Source organism: Spirosoma fluviale (assembly GCF_900230225.1).
In the GTDB taxonomy this organism is placed as follows: domain Bacteria; phylum Bacteroidota; class Bacteroidia; order Cytophagales; family Spirosomataceae; genus Spirosoma; species Spirosoma fluviale.
The window spans coordinates 2,490,915-2,510,441 of record NZ_OCNH01000001.1 but is presented as its reverse complement, the minus strand read 5'-3'; the positions used below and the strand labels follow the sequence as shown (position 1 = coordinate 2,510,441).

Here is a 19,527-nt window from a genome sequence, read left to right as displayed (position 1 = left end):
TAAGTAAACTGAACAAGATAATAGTATATTTATAAATTTAAATATATATATAAGTCGTATAATTGTCTTATTTAATGTTAAAATAGATCAAATTTTGGTTAAGAATTGCTGAGTATAATTATTTCCGTGTGCTACTTTAGCCTATAGTTAATATAGGCTTAATCATAAGTACACATGTACAAACAATTTACTCAACAGGAAGCGCTCTTTCAACGCGATGAGGCTTTTCCATTCTACGCGACCGTCAGTCGACAGGTCGCTTTTTGTTCCTTATTTCTCCTGTGCCTGCTGGCCTCGGCAGGTGCTTACGCCCAGACAAAGGTTGCGGGTAAGGTAGTCGATGCGCAGGGTCTGTCCCTGCCGGGGGTGAGTATCGTCGTGAAAGGCACAGCAACGGGTACGGTTTCGGGTAGCGAGGGCGATTTTTCGCTTAACGTAGCCAGAGGTAACGAGACGCTGGTTTTCTCCTACATCGGCTTCATTACACAGGAAGTAGCGATTAATAACCGCAGTAGTATTAACATTACGCTGGCCTCTGACGATAAAATGCTGAGTGAGGTTGTTGTTGTCGGTTACGGTGAGCAGAAGAAAGAAACCGTTACGGGTGCCGTGGCAACCGTAAAGGGCTCGGATCTGGTTAAGTCGCCAGCCGTAAACCTGAGTAATTCCATTGCGGGCCGGATGCCAGGCGTTATTGCCACCAATGCCAGTGGTGAGCCGGGCTATGATGGAGCAGCTATCCGGATTCGGGGTTCCAACACATTGGGGAACAACGACGCCCTGATCGTTATCGACGGTGTGCCCGCCCGGGCTGGTGGTATCGACCGCCTGAACCCGGCGGATATTGAGAGCATGTCGGTACTGAAAGATGCCTCAGCAGCTATCTATGGCTCACGGGCGGCCAACGGGGTTATCCTCGTGACTACCAAACGGGGTAAGAGCGGCAAACCGGAACTGTCATACAGCTTCAATCAGGGCTTTGGTCAGCCAACCGTCATTCCCAAGATGGCCTCTGCGGCTGAGTATGCTCAGCTTAACAACGAGATCAACGTGTATAACCTGCCTTCGCAGTATTGGAGAGATGCAAATACCGCGTTTAATACGACGGGAAGTTATACCCGGCCTGATAATGGATCCATTGCCAAAGCCGCTTTCACACCGGATGACATCAAGAAATTTCAGGATGGATCCGATCCCTGGGGACACCCTAATACCGACTGGTTTGGTGCGGCTCTGAAAACCTGGTCGCCACAGTCACGCCATACGCTGCAACTGGTGGGTGGCAATGAGAACGTGAAGTACCTTACATCAGTCAACTACCAGAATCAGGATGCCTATTACAAGAGCTCCGCAACTGGCTACAAGCAATACGACTTTCGTCTGAACCTGGATGCCAAAGTGAGTAAATACATCAACCTGGTAACAGGCGTGGTCGGTCGTCAGGAAAACCGGTTCTTCCCAACGGTAGGTGCCGGAGATATTTTTCGGATGTTGGCGCGGGGGTATCCAAACAAACCGGCTTTCTGGCCCAATGGCTTACCTGCTCCCGACATCGAAAATGGCCAGCAGCCCGTACTTGTTACAACCAGCGCCACGGGTTACGATCGGGATACCCGGTATTATCTGCAAAGTAATGCCAGCGTTAACATTACAAATCCCTGGGTTGCGGGGCTGAAGTTAACCGCTAGTGTCGCGTTGGATAAATACATTCAGCAAGGTAAACGGTGGCAGACCCCCTGGTTCGTATATAGTTGGGATTATACCTCCTACGACCCAACAACGAAAGAACCCCTTCTCCAGCGGGTGCAGAAAGGCCCGGCCCAGTCTACCCTCAATCAATATACCAACGATCAGCTCAATTCGTTGCTGTCGGGTATTTTGTCCTACGACCACACCTTCGGCGGCAGCCATGCCATTACACTGCTGGCCGGTATTACGAAAGAACAGTCTAACTCAACCGGTTTTTCGGGCTTCCGTCAGTATTTCAACTCGACGGCCATCGATCAGTTGTTTGCGGGTAGTCAAACCCAGCAGGTTGCCAATACAACGGCTGCCTGGCAACGGGCCCGCATGAGTTACTTTGGTCGGGCAGCGTATAACTATAAGGAAAAATATCTGGCCGAATTCCTCTGGCGTTACGATGGCTCGTATATGTTCCCGGCAGCTAGTCGGTGGGGCTTCTTTCCCGGTGTAACGGCGGGCTGGCGTATCTCAGAAGAAGATTTCTTCAAAAAAGCCTTACCGGTTGTCAGCTCACTGAAACTTCGCGCATCGTGGGGTCAATTAGGTAACGACCAGGTGTATTTTAACAACACCCTGCGCGAGTACGATTACCTGCCTACCTACGCCTACGGCGATCCGGTCAATTCAGGCTGGGGTTACGTAATCAACGGACAAGTGGCCCAGACACTGTATGAAAACGGTGTTCCTAATACCAAGTTAACCTGGGAAGTTGCCAACAATTCTGACATTGGTCTGGAAGGATCATTGCTGAATGGAAAGGTCTTCTTCGAGTTTGATGTATTCCAGAACAAACGGTCGAACATTCTGTGGCGCCAAAGTGCATCCATCCCACAAACGACAGGTGCTACCTTACCCGCAACTAACATTGGCAGGGTTACCAACAAGGGATATGAGTTCCGGATTGGCTACAACGGACAGGCTGGCGACTTCAAATACAACGTTAGTGTGAACGGGGGGTATGCTAAAAATACCATTACGTTCTGGGATGAAACCCCCGGCGCACCGGAATGGCAACGGTCAACGGGTAAGCCGATTCCAAGTAACGTGAACGACCCGAGCCAACAAAATGGTACCCTTATGTATCAGTATGATGGCATTTTCTCGACACAAGCCGATATCGATGCCAATACGCTGGATTACAGTGGCGTAGGGGCTAGTTTGTTGCGCCCTGGCGACATGAAGCTCAAAGATATTGATGGAAATGGGAAAATTGATGGAAATGACCGTGTACGGGCCGACCGTAACAACCAGCCTCGTTTTCAGGGCGGTTTGAACGCTGGTGTACGCTATAAAAACTTCGATCTCAGCATTCTGTTCCAGGGATCGACCGGTGGCCAGATTTTCCTTCAAACAGAATCCGGTACCATTGGTAACTTCCTGCAGTACAGCTACGATCACCGCTGGACGGTGGATAATCCCAGCACGGTTGACCCCCGTATTGTTGACCGCAGCAATCAGTACTTCTCCAACGGTACCACTTATTGGTTGAAGAGTACAGACTATATCCGGTTGAAAAACCTGGAGCTTGGTTATAGCCTGCCTAGTACGGTCGGGAGCAAGATTGGTTTAAATAACTTACGGGTGTATGTAAACGGCTTGAATTTGGCCACTTACGCGCCTGCCATGAAAGGTATATACGATCCTGAGTCGACGAATAGCGCGGGGCAGTACTACCCACAGGCACGGGTTATCAACGCGGGTTTAACACTTAGTTTCTAAATGATTAATCAGAATAGTATGAATTATATAGCGAAGTGCATATCGTTTAGTCTGCTGTTGGGCACAACGATGGTCGCCTGTAACAGTGATTTTCTCAATACACAACCCCTTGATAAAGTATCAGGTGATGCCGTTTGGGCCGATCGTGCCCTTTCGGAAGCCTTCGTTACCGATGTATACAACGGTATTCGGGATGGCTTGCTGGATCAAATGAGCCTGGACTGTCAGACAGACAACGCTTTGTACAGTTTTGGTAAACAGGATGTCAATGAAGCAAACGTCAGCCCTTCCAACACGGGTACGATCAAAAGTACGATGGAATGGGGTGCTGTTTATGCCCGAATTCGGGCTGCCAACATTGCCCTGGCGAAATTAGCCAAACCTACATTTGATAACAGTGGTGATCTGGCCGGACGAATGCGCGGTGAAATGTACTTTATGCGCGCCTACCTGTATAACCAGTTATTGCGTTACTATGGGGCCATCCCTATGATCAAAACGCCCTATACGCTGGATGAGCCGGATTTTACGGTTGCTCGTAACACGTATGAAGAGTGCGTTAATGGCATCGTTGCCGATCTGGATTCGGCTTCTACGCTGTTGAAAGGCCGGAGCATGCAGGCTGGCCGAGCCACCCAGGGCGCTGCCTTGGCCCTCAAATCACGGGTGCTGTTGTATGCCGCCAGTGACCTCCACGACATTCCGACGGCAAAAGCCAAGTCGACGGTGATCGCCAGCTTCACCAAGCCCGAACTGCTGGGCTATGTGAGTGGCGACCGGACGGCACGCTGGCAGAAAGCCAAGGATGCGGCCAAGGCGGTGATGGATCTGAACCAGTATGGTTACAAGCTTAACCTGGCCGCCCCTGTTACGGCGGCTGAAGGACAGCAGAACTATGTTAACCTGTCTTTGTCGCAAAACGGGGGCGAAGCCGATGGTATTTTTCTGAAATATTACATCAGGGCATCCAACGACGACTGGGGTTCCTGGTTTCCGCGTAACAATATGCCTAACGGATACCATGGCTGGACCTCCAGCGAACCGACCCAGCAGATGGTGGATAACTATGAGATGATGGATGGTACTAAGTTCAGCTGGAGTAATCCGGTCCATGCCGCAGCTCCCTATGAAAACCGCGATCCCCGCTTCTATGCCTCTATCCTGTATGATGGTGCGCAATGGAAACCCCGCACGCCCGATGGCGCCGGTATTGATCCCTTCGGACAGATTCAGATGGGGGAATACGAGGTAGGCTCCTCTGCGGCTCCAACCAAGTTCTCGGGTCTTGATACGCGTAACAGTACCATTGAAAACTGGAACGGTACCTGGACAGGTTACGCCATCCGCAAGTTTTTCAATACCGACCCGTCAATTGTGGATCAGAACATTCGCCAGGAAATTCCTTCGATTCAGATTCGCTTTACGGAAGTTGTTCTGAACTACGCTGAAGCCTGTCTGATGCTGGGGCAGGAAGCAGAAGCCAGAACATGGATCAATGCCGTTCGCTTTCGGGTAGGCATGCCCGCCATCACCGAGTCGGGTGCTGCCCTGGTGGCGCGCTACCAGAATGAACGAAACGTTGAAATGTTCCTGGAAGATCAGCGTTTCTACGATGTTCGCCGGTGGATGATTGCGCCAGCCGTACTTGGCCAGCAAGCCCGGATTATTTCAATTACGGGTAAACTCAAACCGGGTAAGACCGTAACCACCTACAAGTACAGCAAGGAGAACTATACGTACTCGTATAATGTACAGGACCTGGGCACGGGTAAGGAGAACCGCAGATGGGCGGATAAGATCTATTTCCTGCCCATCAGCCGCGATGAGATCAACCGGAACAACAAACTGGTGCAGAATCCGGGCTATGAATAGCGCCTAAGAACACTCTCTGAAATACGCTGTAGTTGCTGAACTCACAAAGTGTAAGCAGGAGTGAACCCAAGGCTGACTTTATTACAGAGGCTCCTTTAAACAATAAAGCGGTACTGAGAAATCTCGGTACCGCTTTATTGTTTAAAGGAGCTGGGTTGTTAGGGCTGGCCTGTGCTCCTTCCCTTATAGAAACTACCCATATTGACTGATTTTAATCTAATTAGCAATCGAAGGACACAATAGACCGCCCTCTTAGCTCGAATTTATCTTTAGCTGGAAATTATAACGAGTTCTATATATATAGATACATACTTGTTGCTGTAGACCTTTTCTGACCAACACCATCCCTAAAAGCGCCGATGGTCTCTCCTAGATCAATGGAATTTACTTCTTAGTATATAGACTTACTACTCATACAAGTGTAAGTAGTATCATATAGTATATCATAAGTATAACCTACAATCGACTTTAGTATCTTCTAATCGGTATTTACCTGAAAATTTGCCTGATTTCAATAATTAATGTTAAAATAAGTTAGGCATTGGATAATAATTGATAGGTAGAAACACTCATGCACCAAGCTTTGGGCTCTAGTGAATCTCTATTAAAAACAGGTTTATCATGCAGAAAATGTTTACACAAGAAAAGCTCCTCTTGTTCAGAGTAGGGGCTTCCCTGACAAACGCGGACGTCAGTCGACGATTCGCGTTTTGTTCCTTATTCCTTCTGAGCCTGTTGGTCTCGGTAGGTGCCTACGCCCAGACCAAAGTTTCGGGTAAGGTTGTCGATGCGCAGGGACTGGCGCTGCCGGGGGTAAGTATCGTGGTAAAAGGAACGACGATGGGTACGGTTTCGGCCGCACAGGGTGATTATACCCTTAATTTGGCTAAAGGGAATGAGACGCTGGTTTTTTCCTACATTGGCTTCCTGAGTCAGGAAGTACCCGCTAACAACCGGTCTACCATTAACATTACACTCGCTTCAGACGATAAAATGCTGAACGAAGTAATCGTAGTAGGTTATGGAGAGCAAAAGAAAGAGACCGTTACGGGTTCGGTTGCTACCGTTAAAGGAAGTGAGCTGATCAAGTCGCCAGCGGTCAACCTTTCCAACTCGATTGCTGGTCGGATGCCGGGCGTTATTGCCACCAACGCCAGCGGTGAGCCGGGCTATGATGGAGCTGCCATCAAAATCCGGGGTTCGAACACGCTGGGAAACAACGACGCCCTGATCGTTATCGACGGTGTACCCGCCCGTGCCGGGGGTATCGACCGCTTGAATCCGAATGATATTGAAAGCATCTCGGTGTTGAAAGATGCATCGGCAGCCATCTACGGCTCGCGGGCGGCTAACGGGGTTATCCTGGTAACGACCAAACGGGGGAAAACAGGTAAGCCCGATATTTCATACAGCTTCAACCAGGGATTTTCTCAGGCAACCGTAATTCCTAAAATGGCGACTGCATCGCAGTATGCCGAGTTGAACAACGAGATCAACGTCTATAACCTACCCTCTCAGTACTGGAAAGATGCCAATGCGGCTTTCAAAGCTACGGGTAGCTACACACGTCCTGACAACGGGTCGATTGCCAAGGCGGCTTTCACACCTGATGATATGAAAAAGTATCAGGACGGTTCAGATCCCTGGGGTCATCCCAACACCGACTGGTTCGGGGCGGCTCTGAAAACCTGGTCTCCTCAAACGCGTCATACCTTACAACTGGTGGGTGGCAATGACAATGTAAAGTATTTGACCTCTCTCAACTACCAGAATCAGGATGGCTACTACAAGAACTCGGCCACGGGTTATAAGCAGTATGACTTCCGGATCAACCTGGACGCTAAAGTCAATAAATACATTAACACAGTTGTTGGAGTGGTTGGTCGTCAGGAAAACCGGTTCTTCCCTACGGTAGGGGCGGGGGCCATCTTCCGGATGCTGATGCGGGGCTATCCCAACAAACCCGCCTTCTGGCCCAACGGTCAGCCTGCGCCGGATATCGAGAACGGACAGCAGCCCGTACTGGTAACGACAGATGCTACAGGTTACGATAAGGATACCCGGTACTATGTACAAAGCAATGCGAGCGTAACGGTAACAAACCCATGGATTGCAGGTTTGAAATTCGTTGGTAGTGTTGCGCTGGATAAATACATCCAGCAGGGAAAAACCTGGCAGACACCCTGGTTTGTTTACAGCTGGGATTACACCTCCTACGATGCTAACAAGCAACCATTACTGCAACGCGTTCAGAAAGGACCTGCTCAGGCAACGCTGAACCAGTACACCAACGACCAGTTTAACTCGCTGCTGTCGGGTATTCTTTCTTACGATCATGTCTTCGGCGGTAACCATGCTCTGACGCTACTGGCGGGTATCACCAAAGAACAGTCCAATTCCAGCGGTTTCTCGGGCTTCCGCAGATACTTTGCCTCCACGGCCATCGACCAGCTGTTTGCCGGTGGTAGCGCTGAGAAAAACGCCAACACGACGGCCGCCTGGGAGCGGGCACGCATGAGCTACTTTGGTCGGGCGGGTTACAACTACAAAGAGAAGTACCTGGCCGAATTCCTGTGGCGCTATGATGGTTCCTACATGTTCCCTTCGGCAAGCCGCTGGGGCTTCTTCCCGGGGGTAACGGCGGGCTGGCGTATTTCGGAAGAAGAGTTCTTTAAGAAAAGTATGCCAGCGGTAAGTTCACTGAAACTACGGGCTTCGTGGGGACAATTGGGTAACGACCAGGTGTACTTCAACGGCGCTCTCCGTGAGTACGATTACCTGCCGACGTACGCCTACGGCGACGTAGTCAACTCGAACTGGGGTTACGTAACGGGTGGTCAGGTGTCGCAGACGCTCTATGAGAACGGCGTGCCTAACCCAACGCTGACCTGGGAGGTTGCCAACAACGCCGACATCGGTCTGGAAGGCTCGCTGTTGAACGGAAAGATCTTCTTCGAGTTTGACGTTTTCCAGAACAAGCGTTCCAACATCCTGTGGCGTAAGAGTGCTTCCATCCCTCAGACAACGGGGATGACCCTGCCCGCTACCAACATTGGTAAAGTGACCAACAAAGGGTACGAGTTCAATATTGGCTATAACGGCCAAACGAGCGGTGGCCTAAAGTATAGCGTTAGCGTCAATGGCGGTTATGCCAAGAACGAAATCACCTTCTGGGATGAAACGCCGGGTGCACCAGAATGGCAGCGTTCGACGGGTAAGCCTATCCCAAGTAACGTAAACGATCCAAATCAGCAAAATGGTACGTTGTTGTACCAGTATGAGGGCATCTTCTCCACCCAGGCCGACATTGATGCCAATAAGCTGGATTACAGCGGTGTAGGAGCCAGTCTGCTACGTCCTGGCGACATGAAGCTGAAGGACATCAATGGCGATGGCAAGATCAACGGCGATGACCGTGTACGGGCCGACCGCAACAACCAGCCTCGTTTCCAGGGTGGTCTCAACGCCAGCCTGCGGTATAAGAATTTTGACCTGAGTGTGCTGGTTCAAGCCTCCGCTGGTGGTCAGATCTTCCTGCAAACGGAGTCGGGCACGATTGGTAACTTCCTGGCCTGGAGCTATGACAACCGGTGGACGGTCGATAACCCAAGCACGGTTAATCCCCGCATCGTTGACCGCAGCAACCAGTACTTCTCCAACGGTACCAGCTACTGGTTGAAGAGCACCGATTACGCTCGTCTGAAAAACCTGGAATTAGGCTATACGCTGCCAAGCACGATTGGTAGCAAAATTGGCCTGAACAACCTGCGGGTATACGTCAACGGACTGAACCTGATCACGTATGCACCAGCTATGAAAGGACTGTTCGATCCTGAGTCGACCAGCGGTAGCGCACAGTACTATCCTCAGGCACGGGTTATCAACACAGGGGTATCCGTTAGTTTCTAACTGATTAATTCGATTTTTTATGAACTACATATTTAAAAGCTTATCGTTCTGCCTTTTTCTGGGCGTAACGCTGATAGCCTGTAATAGCGATTTCCTTAACACCAAACCCCTCGATAAGGTCTCGGGGGGAGCCGTCTGGTCTGACCAGGCCCTGGCCGAAGCCTTTGTAACCGACGTTTACAATGGTATACGTGACGGTATCCTGGACCAGATGAGTCTGGACTGCCAGACCGACAACGCCCTCTACAGCTTCGGCAAGCAGGACGTCAACGAAGCTAACGTGAGCCCTTCCAACACGGGTACCGTTAAAAGTACGATGGAATGGGGTACCCTTTACGCCCGTATCCGGGCCGCGAACATCGCCCTGGCCAACCTGGCCAAACCTCAGTTCGACAACGCTACTGTTGCCGACCGGATGAAAGGGGAGATGTACTTCATGCGGGGCTACTTCTACAACCAGCTGCTGCGTTACTACGGTGGTATCCCCATCATCAAGTCGCCCTACACGCTGGACAACCCCGACTTCACCATCGCCCGTAACACCTACGAGGAGTGCGTCAACGCCATCGTGAGTGATCTGGACTCGGCGGCTATCCTGCTCAAAGGCAAGAATCTGGCTGCTGGCCGGGCTACTCAGGGGGCCGCTTTAGCCCTTAAAGCCCGGGTGTTGCTGTATGCTGCCAGTGATCTGTACGACGTTCCAACGGCCAAAGCCAAGTCGAGCGTGATCGCCAGCTTCACCAAGCCCGAATTGCTGGGCTACGTGAGCGGTGACCGCACGGCGCGCTGGCAGAAAGCCAAAGATGCGGCTAAAGCGGTGATGGATCTCAACCAGTACGGCTATAAGCTCAACCTGACGGCGCCGGTTTCGGCGGCTGAGGGGCAGCAGAACTACATCAACCTGTATCTGTCCCGCAACGGGGGTGAGGCTGACGGGATCTTCCTGAAGTACTACATTCGGGCCTCGTTTGACGATTGGGGTTCTTGGTACCCCCGCAACAACATGCCCAACGGTTACCATGGTTGGACATCGAGTCAGCCGACTCAGCAGTTGGTTGACAGCTATGAGATGATGGATGGCAGCAAGTTCGATTGGAAGAATCCGGCGCAGGCTGCCTCGCCTTACGAAAATCGTGACCCTCGTTTCTACGCGTCGATTTTGTTTGACGGTGCGCAGTGGAAGCCTCGTACGCCCGATGGCGCGGGGATCGACCCGGCCGGTCAGATTCAGATGGGTGAATACGAAGTGGGTAGCTCGGCTAGCCCAAGCAAATTCTCAGGTCTGGATACCCGTAACAGTTCCATCGAGAACTGGAATGGAACCTGGACGGGGTATGCGATTCGGAAGTTCATGGATCCGGACCCTACGCTGGTGGATCAGAACATTCGTCAGGAGGTGCCATCGATTCAGATTCGGTTCACCGAAGTGGTGCTGAACTATGCCGAAGCGTGTATGGCCCTGGGTCAGGAAGCGGAAGCCAAGAACTGGATCAACAAGATTCGTTTCCGGGTGGGCATGCCTGCAATCACCGAGTCGGGAGCGGCTCTGGTGGCCCGTTACCAGAACGAGCGGAACATCGAGATGCTTTTTGAAGATCAGCGTTTCTACGACGTTCGTCGGTGGATGATCGCGCCGACGGCCCTGGGCAGTCAGGCCAAGATCATCACGATTACAGGCAAGCTCAAGCCGGGCAAGACGGTGACCACTTACAAATACAGCAAGGAGAACTACACGTATTCGTACAGTGTACAGGATCTGGGTGTGGGTAAGGAGAACCGCAAGTGGGCCGACAAGATTTACTTCCTGCCCATTAACCGGGACGAGATCAACCGGAACAATAAACTGGTACAGAACCCAGGCTACCAATAAGAGTTTTAAACCAACTCAACTACAAAAAATGCCAGTACCCTCGGGTACTGGCATTTTTTTAGTTTATTTTTATAGGATTTTGGGTTTCAATGTCGGCTCTTCTATGACAAGCACCGCCCGTGACTGTAACTTTCTAACCATGTCAATCCTTAAAAAAACGGATTTCGTGAAAACGATTACGTATTTAATTGCCCTAACCAGCCTCATTTCACTAACCGGGTGTAATCAGTCGAAGTCAAGTGAGGAGGCAACGAAGAATGAGGGACCACCGCTGTTCACATCCCTAAGCCCCGAACAAACCGGGATTACCTTTGCCAATAATTTGACCGAAGGACTCAACACAAATGTGCTGATGTATGAATACTTCTATAATGGGGGTGGTGTTGCAGTAGGCGACTTAAATGGCGATGGGCTGGACGATATTTACTTTAGCGGCAACATGGTGCCCAACCAGTTGTACATTAACAAAGGGGGGCTGAAGTTTACAGACGTAACCGCCACGGCGGGTGTGGCCGGACGCGAAGGCCCCTGGCGAACGGGCGTCTCCATGGCCGATGTGAACGGCGATGGCAAACTGGATATTTTCGTTTGCTACTCCGGAAGTTTACCCCCACACAAACGCATTCCCCAACTGTTTATCAACGAAGGGCCGGATGCACAGGGAGTTCCCCACTTCTCCGATCAGACCGCACAATACGGATTGGACAAGCCACAACAGAGTACACAGGGTGCTTTTTTTGATTACGATCTCGATGGGGATCTCGACTTGTTTTTGCTCAACCATAACCCCCGTTTACTCCCCATCCTCGATCCGGATGCAACGGCGGCTATCATGAAACAGCCCAATCCCGAAATTGGCGTTCGATTATTGAAAAATACCGGTAATCGATTTGATGATATTACCGAAAAATCGGGACTTAGTAGTTCAGTATTGACTTATGGATTAGGCATTGGCGTATCGGATATAAACGGCGATGGCTGGCCCGATATGTATATCTCCAACGATTATGGCGTTCCCGATTATCTCTATATAAACAACCAGGGTGGCCGAGCGGGCGGTCCGGTGTTCACCAACCAGTTAAAAGCCAGTATTGGGCATACGTCTAACTTTTCAATGGGGAATGCCGTGGTTGATGTCAATAACGATTCACGCCCGGACATATTTACCCTCGATATGTTGCCGGAAGACAACCGTCGGCAGAAACTATTGATGGCCCCCGACAATTACGAAAAATTTGACCTAAGTGTTCAGTCGGGGTTTCATTACCAGCATATGCGAAATATGCTTCAAATCAACGAAGGAATAATCGGTTCAAGGCTGGGAACAAAAGGCCACTCATCAACGGCAGTGGCCCCTTTATTCAGCGAAACAGGCCAGTTGGCCGGCATTTCCAATACCGACTGGAGCTGGTCGCCGTTGTTCGCTGATTATGATAACGATGGCTGGAAAGACCTGTATATCACCAATGGCTACGTCCGCGACTATACGAATCTGGACTTTCTTAAGTTCATGACGGACTACATGCAGAACCGTCCGGCTAATTTCCGACGTGAAGATGTGCTCGAACTGGTTCACCGGATACCTTCGTCCAACGTAATGAATTACATGTTTCGCAACCGGGGCAGTGAACAGGGAGATGAAGTAACATTTACCAATGTTGGAGCCGACTGGGGGTTAACCCAGGCCTCGAACAGTACGGGGGCCGCCTACGCCGATCTCGATAACGATGGCGACCTGGACCTGATTGTCAACAATACGAACCAACCGGCCTTTGTTTTTAAAAACGAAGCAAATACCCTTCGTAAACACCATTACCTTGCCCTTCAGTTGGCAGGAGGTCAGGGCAATACGCAGGGGTTAGGCACCAAAGTAACGCTCTATCGAAAAGGCAAACAACAGTTTCTGGAGCAGATGCCTACCAGTGGGTATCAATCGAGTATGTCGCCCCGGTTGCATTTTGGCCTGGGAACCGACCCGCTCATCGACTCTCTGCGAATTGTGTGGCCAACGGGAAAACAGCAGCTGCTGACTGGCGTTAAAGCCGATCAACTCCTGAAACTGGACGAGAAAGATGCGGTTACCCCGTACAAAAAGCCAACACCAGCACCGGGGCTGTTTCAAGAAGTAAAATCGCCGGTAGCGTTTGCCGATCCGGCCAGGCGAATAAACGATTTTAAACGACAGCCACTCCTGGTTAATTCGCAGTCATTCAACGGGCCTTGCCTGGTTAAGGCCGATGTCAATGGCGATGGTCGTGAGGATATATATGCCGGTGGAAGCAGCGGACAGGCCGGGGCTTTGTTTATTCAGCAGGCTTCCGGGCAGTTTAGTCAACTGACACAACCTGCGTTTGAGGCCGACAAGCTATGTAATAATGCCGATGCGGCTTTCTTCGACGCCAACGCCGATGGTTTTCCTGATTTGTATGTGTGCAGTGGTGGCTATGCCGATCTGGAGATTGGAAACGACCTGCGCTTGCTGGATCGGTTATACCTCAACGATGGCAAGGGTAAATTCACCAAAAGCCCGAATGCGCTGCCTGCCATGCAAACCAGCGCTGGTTGTGTACGGGTGGCCGATGTGAACGCCGATGGTCGCCCTGATCTATTTATCGGTGGGCGTGTCGTACCCGGTCGGTATCCTGAAACACCCCGGAGTTACCTGCTTGTTAATGCCGGGAAAGGGCCGGACGGCCAGCCGAAGTTCACGGATCAGACGGCCCAGCTGGCTCCCATGCTCTCGACCCTTGGTATGGTTACCGATGCGGCCTGGACAGACCTCAACGGCGACCGTAAACCAGAGTTGGTGATCGTTGGCGAGTGGATGCCCGTCACGGTTCTCGGGATAGAAAAGGGAGGCAACTCCGTGCAGTTGGTTGACCAGACAAAAACGTACTTTGAAAAAGAATACCGGGGTTGGTGGAACAAACTGCTGGTAGACGATATAAACGGAGACAGTAAGCCCGATTTGGTGATCGGTAATCAAGGACTCAACACCCAATGCCGCGCCAGCGACAAAGAACCTGCGGAACTGATCTACAAGGATTTCGACAACAATGGTAAAGTCGACCCAATCCTTTGTTTCTACGTACAGGGAAAGAGCTACCCCCACGCTACCCGCGACGAACTGCTCGACCAGCTCGGTATGCTCCGCCATCGGTTTACCAATTTTGAAAGCTACTCAAACGCCACCCTGACGGATGTGTTTACGGAGTCGGAGTTGTCGGGGTCGAATAAACTGACGGCTAATCAGTTAACCACCAGTGTCTTTGTTAGTAGTGCGGGCGGAAAGCTGGTAGGAAAGACACTTCCGCTGGCGGTCCAGGCGGCACCCATATTTGCCTTAACGGTGTTAGATTTCAATCATGACGGCCGAAAAGACCTGTTGCTGTGCGGTAATGCAACACAGGCTCGGTTGCGGTTTGGTCGCTCGGAAGCGAATGCCGGTTTACTGCTTGAGGGAGATGGGAAAGGTGGTTTTCGGGTGGTACCGCAATCCCGTTCCGGCTTAAAATTGACCGGTGATGTACGTAGTATATTACCCGTTGCCAGCACCAACACATTTGTGTTTGGCATCAGCCAGCAGGCCGTACAGGCGTATCAACTGGCTGGTACTAAATAGGTGTTTTGCCCGATGTGATGCGGATATTTTTTATTTTTGAAAACCGACTGGTGGGGAACGCCCTGCATTCACCTGAACCGCCAATGGGCGGAGCAGTGGTACCTGATTCGGTATTTCGGGCCTTGCGCCAGTTTGTTATGGACGATGAAGAGGCCGAGGGCTTGTTTACGTTTACTGTACAAAAAGGGCGTGAATACATCCGTGCCCATAATTATGTCGGCTTACTGACCCTGCCCGATGGAAGCTGCCTTGAAATTCTACCCAAAATAGAACAGCTGTCGGATACCCGGCCTTTATTGCTGTCCATGCTTCGGCACCTGCGGCACAGTCCGTTCAGGACGTTGCGTACTGCGCATAGCCGGGCTGTCCGAATTCCGTTGTGGGAGGTGTTCATTGCTGCTTTTCTGGATGCTGTAGACGGGTTGGCGCAGCAGGGCCTCCAGCGGACTTATGTATCGGTGCAGAGCAATGAGCGGTTCTGGAAAGGCAAATTTCAGGCAACGCGTCAACAACGGGAAAATGCCTGGCACGCCGAACGATTGGCGGTGGTTTACGATACCCTAACCGCCAACGTACCCCCCAACCGAATCCTGAAAACGGCCTTGTCGTATGTACATGAAAAAACGACGCAGCAGGCTAACAAACGACGGATTCATCACCTGCTGTCGGTTTTGGAAGAGGTGCCGGTTTCTGATGCTGTGCGAGTTGATTTACTGGCTGTCCGGCGTAGCAATCGCTTGTTCAGTCGATATGAAACAGCTTTGTGCTGGGCTGAGATGTTGTTATTGGGGCAGGGACCGGGGGTAAAAAAGGGTCCGAAAGAAAGTATAGCCTTACTATTCCCTATGGAGCGGGTATTCGAAGACTATGTTGCTCATGGTATACGGATGTACTGGCCCAATGCAGACGAAATTAATGTACAGGAGTCATCCACACATCTGGTCGACGAACACGTAGGCGTACCCCGGTTCAAACTCCGGCCGGATGTTGTCATTCGGCATCAGGATAGAACCTTTGTTATGGACACAAAGTGGAAGCAGGTTAATGGACTTTCCCCGGACTCTTCCTCACGAACTGCCAGTTACGGTATTGAGCAGGCAGACATGTATCAGGTATATGCCTACGGGAAAAAGTATGCTGCCAACGACCTCTTCCTAATCTATCCGGCTAATCCAACCTTCCGCGAACCGCTGGCGGTATTTGCGTATGATGCCACCACTCGTCTTCATGTTGTACCCTTTGACGTGACCAATTCACTGGCTAATGAAGTAGAAAAATTAGCCCTATACGCTTTGTCGTTCTAACTAGAACTACCACCATGCCCCTGATTTTAACCTTAATCGGTATTTTAACCCTTGTTCTTCTCGTCGCTTTTGTTCGTTTAGATACCTTTATTTCGTTTGTCATCGTATCCCTGGGTATTGGCCTGGCGTCCGGAATGGACGTTGTCGCGGTTGGTAAATCCATTCAGACCGGTATTGGCGGTACACTGGGTGAGCTGGTGCTGATTATTGGTTTTGGGGCAATGCTGGGCCGGTTAGTGGCCGAAAGCGGAGCCGCCCGACGCATCACTGATGTGCTTATTGGCTGGTTTGGAATCAAAAACATTCGGTGGGGGCTGGCTTTGGCGGGCTTTGTAATTGGGATTCCGCTGTTCTACAATGCGGGGTTCATTATCGTCGTTCCACTCATTTTTACCATTGCGGCTTCGGCCCGTCTGCCGCTGATGTCGGTTGCTGTACCCATGCTGTCGGCGCTGTCCGTTGCCCATGGCTACCTGCCCCCACATCCATCGCCGTCGGCGGTAGCGGGTCAGTTGAATGCCAACATCGGACAAACGCTCATTTATGGAATTATCGTAGCCATTCCCGCTATTGTCATTGCCGGACCACTCTTCGGAAAAACACTGGTTAACGTGAAGGCGACGCCAAATCGGGAGTTATTCAACACCCGCGAAATACCCAAAGAGAAGTTACCCAGTGCAGGGATTAGCTTTTTCGTAGCCCTATTGCCGGTAATTTTGCTAACCACGTTCGGCCCGCTAAAAAATGCGTTACCTGCCGAATCTCCTCTGAAAACAATCGTTACCCTCATGGCTGAACCCTATATGGGTATGTTGTTGTCGGTATTGGTGGCAATGTATGCCTTAGGTATTCGGCAGGGCTTAAGCATGAAAGCCATCACGAAAGATCTGGAAGAAGCGGTTAAGGCGGTGGCACCTATTTTATTGGTTATTGCCGGGGCGGGTGCCTTGAAACAGGTCTTTAGCGACAGTGGAACGAGTAAATACATTGGTAGTCTCCTGGCCGATGCCGCCATTCCGCCTTTGCTGCTGGGCTGGGGTATTGCCGCCTTTATTCGGGTTTGCGTAGGTTCGGCAACGGTCGCGGGTTTGACAACGGTTGGTATTATCTTACCGCTGATCCAATCGCAGGCCATTAAGCCTGAACTCATGGTACTGGCTATTGGCTCTGGAAGTCTCATGTTTTCACACATCAACGATGGAGGCTTCTGGCTGTTTAAAGAGTACTTCAACCTGACCATTGGGCAAACAATCCGGACATGGTCGCTCATGGAGACAATCGTATCCATTGTGGGCCTGCTGGGCGTATTGGCGCTGAACCTTGTTGTTTGAGTTCATTTTTGCCCATCTCAGTCTTATTTTGGCTGATAAACTGCGTGATAAATTGCCTGAATTCCACTCGGGTGAGTGTTTCTTTGCCCGTGCATCAATAATTCAAGTACCAGCTACCTCCCAATCACTATGCACTGGCTCAACTAATTTAGCCATCAACGCTCGGGTATCTGCCTTTCTCGTAAACATGCTGAAAGAAAGTACGGTGAGGCCCAAATTTATTATTGTACAATTCATTTGAGATGCCTGGTTACCCGTTACTGGCTTCCAGATTAAATAGAGATTAAAAATTTGCAGTATAGATAAATTTAGGTGTCATACATCTAGAAATCTATGAAATTTTTAACATAAATTGACGTCTGAAGGATAAGTGATTTTCCGGCAGGTATAGGTTTTTTTGTTTTATGCGTGTTTATGTTTTAAAGTAGTTTAGCTGATTTTTTAGTTTAATATCTTCTATTTTTTTAATTGATTACTGCATCCAACTTATTAATTGACTAGTACATTCACTTGACTACTTGTAAAGGAAATAATATAATTTACATACAGATTTGACTCGAAAAAAGCGGGTTTCTGTCAGAGAGAAGGCTAATCTTGTGTCTTTAAATTGCTGATTAATAGATATTTGCCCTAGGATAAGGGAAATGTCGTAAGCAAAGGACATTATATTTTCTTACTAATTTGTAAGTACATCGGTCTATTACAATTTTATATTTTGAAGAATCTAATAGCTTTAAATTCTTGTGAGGAAAATCTGTAATTCATAAAATGTAATTAGTTTTGATAACTAACCTGAAAATTTTGTCTGAATCAATTTCGAAGAATTTTAAGTTCACTAATAAACTTAAAATTGACTTGCATTATATCACAATTCAATAAATTTTTTCTCATAGTACAGGAGAATAATGCTCGCACGATAATTTTATGCTACAAATCACGACTACTATTTTTTTTGTATAATATATAATAAGTAATATAGTATTTATGAATAGTAATACTATGATATAGATGTAGTAATTCGCTAGTAATTATTGGTCATGTTACTCTTAAAAATAACTACAAGTTGAGTAAAGGCTAATACTTAGTAACAAATAGTATTAATGGACAGAATTCCACTGGTACCCCCAACTATCCACCCTATAAAGAAACTATTGAGCGGCCGCTTTGGTCGGTTATGATTCCGGCTTACAACTGCGCTTCTTTCCTGAAAGAAACGCTTTACTCCGTATTGGCGCAGGACCCCGGTGCTGATCAGATGCAGATCGAAGTAGTTGATGATGCCAGTACTGATGCCGACGTTGAAGCCCTCGTAGCTACTATTGGTAAAGGTAGAGTGTCCTACTTTCGGCAACCACAAAACGTAGGTAGCCTGCGCAACTTCGAAACCTGTATTAACCGCGCTAAAGGCCATTTGGTACACCTACTGCATGGCGATGACCGCATACGTCCTGGCTTCTATGGTAAAATGGGTGAATTATTTACAGCATACCCAACCATAGGAGCGGCTGCCTGCCGATACGCTTATATCGATGTATGGGGAAATGACCGGCAATGCAGCGACCCGGAACGGCCAGACGATGGTCTATTAGACAATTGGCTGATCCGCATAGCCCAGCAAGACCGGCTTCAATATGTATCGATGGTTGTTAAACGCTCCGTTTACGAGCATTTGGGGGCTTTCTACGGCGTTACCTATGGCGAGGATTGGGAAATGTGGGTGCGTATCGCCCGGTATTATTCGACGGCCTATACGCCCGAGGTACTGGCTGAATATCGCGGACGTCCTGAATCGATCAGCGACCAAAAAATGGCAACGGGTCACGCACTTCGGGATTTACGTTCTGTTATATATGTAATTCAGAATTACCTGCCCGCTGAGTATAAAAAGTCAGTTTTACGACACAGCAAAGACGTTTATGTTCGCTTCGGTATGTACGGTGCCTTCAACGCCTGGAAAGTCTCCGGCAACACAAACTATATACTGAGTACTATTCGGGAAGCATTTAGATTGGATTCGGGTTTATCTTTTTATCGAATCTTCACTAAAGTTTTTTTAAAAATAATTTGGTATAATTGTACTCCACATAAAGTGGAAAACGTAAACATGGCTACGGGCCCGGTTTTCCTTTCGGATACAAAAAGGATAGAATAGTATAT

The 19,527-nt window shown here is 49.5% G+C and carries 8 protein-coding genes; all 8 read left to right on the top strand.

What is annotated here, in order from left to right; translation table 11 throughout:
- The first annotated feature begins 174 nt into the window (after positions 1 to 174).
- The 8 genes from CRO74_RS10355 to CRO74_RS10320 all read left to right on the top strand — a co-directional run bounded on the left by CRO74_RS10355 (position 175) and on the right by CRO74_RS10320 (position 19,522).
- A complete protein-coding gene (locus CRO74_RS10355; RefSeq protein ID WP_097125862.1) occupies positions 175 to 3,462 on the top strand; it encodes a SusC/RagA family TonB-linked outer membrane protein in 3,288 nt (1,095 codons plus the stop codon).
- Positions 3,463 to 3,480: 18 nt separating this feature from the next.
- Complete coding sequence (locus tag CRO74_RS10350; protein ID WP_097126092.1) at positions 3,481 to 5,334, top strand: RagB/SusD family nutrient uptake outer membrane protein; 1,854 nt, start codon at positions 3,481 to 3,483, stop codon at positions 5,332 to 5,334.
- A gap of 621 nt (positions 5,335 to 5,955) precedes the next feature.
- Positions 5,956 to 9,243: a SusC/RagA family TonB-linked outer membrane protein gene (locus CRO74_RS10345; RefSeq protein WP_097125861.1), complete on the top strand. Its 3,288-nt coding sequence runs from the start codon at positions 5,956 to 5,958 to the stop codon at positions 9,241 to 9,243.
- A 19-nt stretch (positions 9,244 to 9,262) separates the two neighbouring features.
- Positions 9,263 to 11,113 (top strand): RagB/SusD family nutrient uptake outer membrane protein, encoded by a 1,851-nt coding sequence (locus CRO74_RS10340; protein ID WP_097125860.1) that lies wholly within the window; start codon positions 9,263 to 9,265, stop codon positions 11,111 to 11,113.
- 139 nt (positions 11,114 to 11,252) lie between these two features.
- Positions 11,253 to 14,735: a VCBS repeat-containing protein gene (locus CRO74_RS10335; protein WP_245877801.1), complete on the top strand. Its 3,483-nt coding sequence runs from the start codon at positions 11,253 to 11,255 to the stop codon at positions 14,733 to 14,735.
- A gap of 17 nt (positions 14,736 to 14,752) precedes the next feature.
- Positions 14,753 to 16,039: an McrC family protein gene (locus tag CRO74_RS10330; RefSeq protein ID WP_097125859.1), complete on the top strand. Its 1,287-nt coding sequence runs from the start codon at positions 14,753 to 14,755 to the stop codon at positions 16,037 to 16,039.
- A 14-nt stretch (positions 16,040 to 16,053) separates the two neighbouring features.
- Positions 16,054 to 17,370 carry a gluconate:H+ symporter gene (locus tag CRO74_RS10325; protein WP_097125858.1) on the top strand — a complete coding sequence of 439 codons (1,317 nt, stop codon included), beginning with the start codon at positions 16,054 to 16,056 and terminating at the stop codon, positions 17,368 to 17,370.
- 1,174 nt (positions 17,371 to 18,544) lie between these two features.
- A complete protein-coding gene (locus CRO74_RS10320) occupies positions 18,545 to 19,522 on the top strand; it encodes a glycosyltransferase family 2 protein (RefSeq protein ID WP_245877800.1) in 978 nt (325 codons plus the stop codon).
- Positions 19,523 to 19,527 lie beyond the last annotated feature (5 nt).